The sequence below is a fragment of the Sphingorhabdus sp. EL138 genome, from assembly GCF_945862485.1.
Classification (GTDB): Bacteria; Pseudomonadota; Alphaproteobacteria; order Sphingomonadales; family Sphingomonadaceae; genus Sphingorhabdus_B.
The window spans coordinates 1-3,158 of sequence record NZ_CAMAYF010000054.1; the positions used below are offsets into that span (position 1 = coordinate 1).

The window sequence follows — 3,158 nt, forward strand, 5'->3', positions numbered from 1 at the left end:
ATTGGCGGACAGGCATTAATCGCGAGGTAAAGGCGCTGATGCTAAGGCACATCTTCCAATTTGTGCGGATCGTTGTGTTTCAGGTGGGCGCTCATAATTTTCGCTCGCGCACCGCAGTGGAGCGATTGGGTAGCAAGTTAGTGCGAGAATATAAGCGCCATCATGGCGGGCAAGTACATGACTACACAACCTATCATCTAACGCGCGAGGATGCGCTGTCAGGGGTGTTGGCGACCGCTTTGGAGTCCGTGTAGCCATGCGCCAGGAAACTGCCTTAGAAAGGCGTTTCTGGACGTTCTGGCTGTCCGGCATAATGTTGCTCGCTGTACAGATTGTTATGAATGTTTGGCTGGTCACAGAAGCAGCCCCTTTGGGTATGAGCGACCATCAGGCAGCCGGAAATGCGGCGCGTGTTGACAATATCCATGCAAGCTGGAAGGCGTCGGGTGTAATGGACCTTGCGATATACAGCATGGAACTGGACCTCATCTTTATTGGCGTTTATGCATGGGGCGCTTTTGCAGGCGGACGTATGTTCGCTGCCGCCCCGCGCGCCATGCTCGCGCGGCTTGGTAAGGTCATCATGGTCGCAGCAGTGGGGTTCGCCGTTGCCGATTATGCGGAGACCATCAGCCAGCTTATTCAGGTGGCAGTTGGCGGCGGGCATGATATGCTTTCCGGCATCGCAGCCACTGCACGGCCTATAAAGACGATATTGTTTCTGGTGACATTCTTTGGTGTGCTGATCGGCTTGGCTATTCGAAGCCGGAAACGCCGTGCGGCTTGACGCGGAAGACCGGAAGTTTCAACGTCGCGCTATTATATCTGTCAGGACCTTAAAATGAAAAATCTTGTATCCATTGCCGCTCTGGCATGTACCACGCTTTCCGTCCCCAGCATCGCCATGGCGCAGGATGCGCCGGCGACAGCATCTACGACAACGGTATCGGATGCTGATGCATTTGTTGCCCGCGCCGAAAAGGACCTGTTTGACTTCTCCATCGAAGCTGGCCGTGTCGCCTGGATTAATTCCACCCACCTAACCGATGATACGGATGCCGTTGCGGCGCGTTACGGGGAGATCGGAACAGAAAAAGCCGTTGCCTACGCACTTGAGGCTGCCAAATATCAGGCACTTCCGGGCCTTTCTTTTGATACAAAGCGCAAGTTGGATATCTTACGCGGTGGCATAGTCTTACCTGCGCCGACCGCACCGGGTGCAGCGGCGGAACTAGCGACGATATCAACCAAGCTACAGTCCGCTTATGGCAAGGGCAGGGGGACTTTGCGTGGCAAGGCAATCAATGGTTCCGATATTGAGGCCGAAATGGGTTCGAACCGTAATCCTGAAGAGCTGAAGGAAATGTGGGTAAGCTGGCACGACAATGTCGGTGCGCCCATGGGATCGGATTACACGCGCATGGTGGAAATCGCCAATCAAGGCGCAACCGAGCTTGGCTATGCCGATGTGGGTGCGATGTGGCGGTCTGGCTATGATATGCCAGCCGATGATTTTGCCAAGCTGACCGACAAATTATGGCTTGAGGTAAAGCCGCTATATGACGAGTTGCACACCTATGTCCGCACGCAGTTGAACAAAAAACATGGCGATGCCGTTCAGTCCAAAACCGGACCAATTCGCGCAGATTTGTTAGGCAATATGTGGGCGCAGGAATGGGGCAATATTTACGACATCGTCGCTCCTTCCGGGGCCGGCGACATTGGTTATGACATTGGTGAATTGCTTGTGACCCAGGGCTATAAGCAAACCGACATGGCGGATTTCAGCGCTAATCGCGGCAAAGCCGAAAAAGACATGGTGAAGATTGGCGAAGGCTTTTTCTCATCGCTTGGTTTTTTGCCTTTGCCCAAAAGCTTTTGGGAGCGCGCGCAGTTTATCAAGCCTGCAGATCGCGAAGTCGTCTGCCACGCCTCGGCATGGAATGTGGACAATGTCGATGATTTACGCATCAAAATGTGCATCAAGGTCAACACCAGCGATTTTGTGACGATCCACCATGAACTTGGGCATAATTATTATCAGCGCGCTTATAACAAACAGCCTTATCTATATTTGAATGGCGCCAATGATGGTTTCCACGAGGCGATTGGCGATGCTATCGCTTTGTCGATTACGCCAAATTATCTTGTCCAGATTGGTTTGCTAGACCCAGCGAATGTCCCTGGCGCGGATAAGGATAATGGCCTGTTACTGCGCCAAGCCATGGACAAGGTCGCGTTTTTGCCATTCGGCTTACTCATCGACAAATGGCGTTGGGGTGTGTTCAATGGATCAATCACGCCAGCCAATTACAACAAGGGCTGGACCGATTTACGCCTACAATATCAAGGCATCATTCCGCCCGTGGAACGCGCGGCCGACCGTTTTGATGCTGGCGCCAAATATCATATCCCCGGCAACACGCCCTATACGCGCTATTTCCTTGCCCGCATATTGCAGTTCCAATTCTACAAAGCTGCTTGCGATATTTCAGGATCGAAGGGGCCGCTGCACCGTTGTTCGTTCTACGGCAACAAGGAAGTGGGAGCACGGCTAAACGCGATGCTCGAAATAGGGGCGTCGAAGCCTTGGCCAGATGCACTTCAGGCCTTTACCGGTACGCGTGAGATGTCCGGCAAGCCGATGCTCGAATATTTTGCGCCACTGATGAAATGGCTCAAGGCGCAGAATAAGGGTGTTAAAAAGGGCTGGTAAGTAAAAATGGCCCCGCCGCATAGGGCGGGGCCATTTATATCAGCTCTTAGGCGGTCGGCTTTGCTGCGGGCTTCGCCGGAGCCGCTTTCTCCACCGCTGGTTTTGACCGCGCTGTAGGCTTCTTAGCGGCGGCAGGCTTTGCAGCAGGCTTAACGGCGGGCTTCGCAGCAGGCTTGACCACAGCCTTCTTCGCAGCAGGTTTTTTTGCAGTGGGTTTTTTGGTAGCCGGCTTTTTCGCCGCAGGCTTTGCATTGCTCGCGGTCTTGCGCGCGTATACTTTCTTTCCAGCCACCGCAGCCGCTGCGGTGGCGATGACGGCGCCAGCCACGGCGGCGGATTTGACGGGATTTTCTTTAATGACTGTGCCCGCGCTGGCAGCGGCGCTGGAGGCGGAATCTACCGCTGACTTGGCGGTAGTAGTCGCCGTCTCGGCCGCCGAACG

The 3,158-nt window shown here is 54.2% G+C and carries 4 protein-coding genes; 3 read left to right on the plus strand and 1 reads right to left on the minus strand.

All coding sequences use genetic code 11. The features are described 5' to 3' along the window. From Q0O33_RS10680 to Q0O33_RS10690, 3 genes are all read left to right on the plus strand, one after another. The coding region (locus Q0O33_RS10680) for a GNAT family protein (protein ID WP_295499413.1) at positions 1-254 on the plus strand (254 nt) is incomplete at its 5' end. A 2-nt stretch (positions 255-256) separates the two neighbouring features. Then, the gene (locus tag Q0O33_RS10685; protein ID WP_295499415.1) at positions 257-787 is read left to right on the plus strand and encodes a hypothetical protein; all 531 of its coding nucleotides are present in this window, start codon (positions 257-259) and stop codon (positions 785-787) included. A gap of 54 nt (positions 788-841) precedes the next feature. Then, positions 842-2,716, plus strand: a complete 1,875-nt coding sequence (locus Q0O33_RS10690) for a M2 family metallopeptidase (protein WP_295499417.1) — start codon at positions 842-844, stop codon at positions 2,714-2,716. A gap of 46 nt (positions 2,717-2,762) precedes the next feature. Here Q0O33_RS10690 and Q0O33_RS10695 read toward each other — a convergent pair. After that, positions 2,763-3,158 (minus strand): hypothetical protein (locus tag Q0O33_RS10695; RefSeq protein ID WP_295499420.1); only part of this gene is annotated, 396 nt, incomplete at its 5' end.

Excerpts from the sequence above, each read along its gene's own strand:
- Q0O33_RS10685 (WP_295499415.1), top strand. The coding sequence starts at position 257 with ATGCGCCAGGAAACTGCCTTAGAAAGGCGTTTCTGGACGTTCTGGCTG.
- Q0O33_RS10690 (WP_295499417.1), top strand. The coding sequence starts at position 842 with ATGAAAAATCTTGTATCCATTGCCGCTCTGGCATGTACCACGCTTTCC.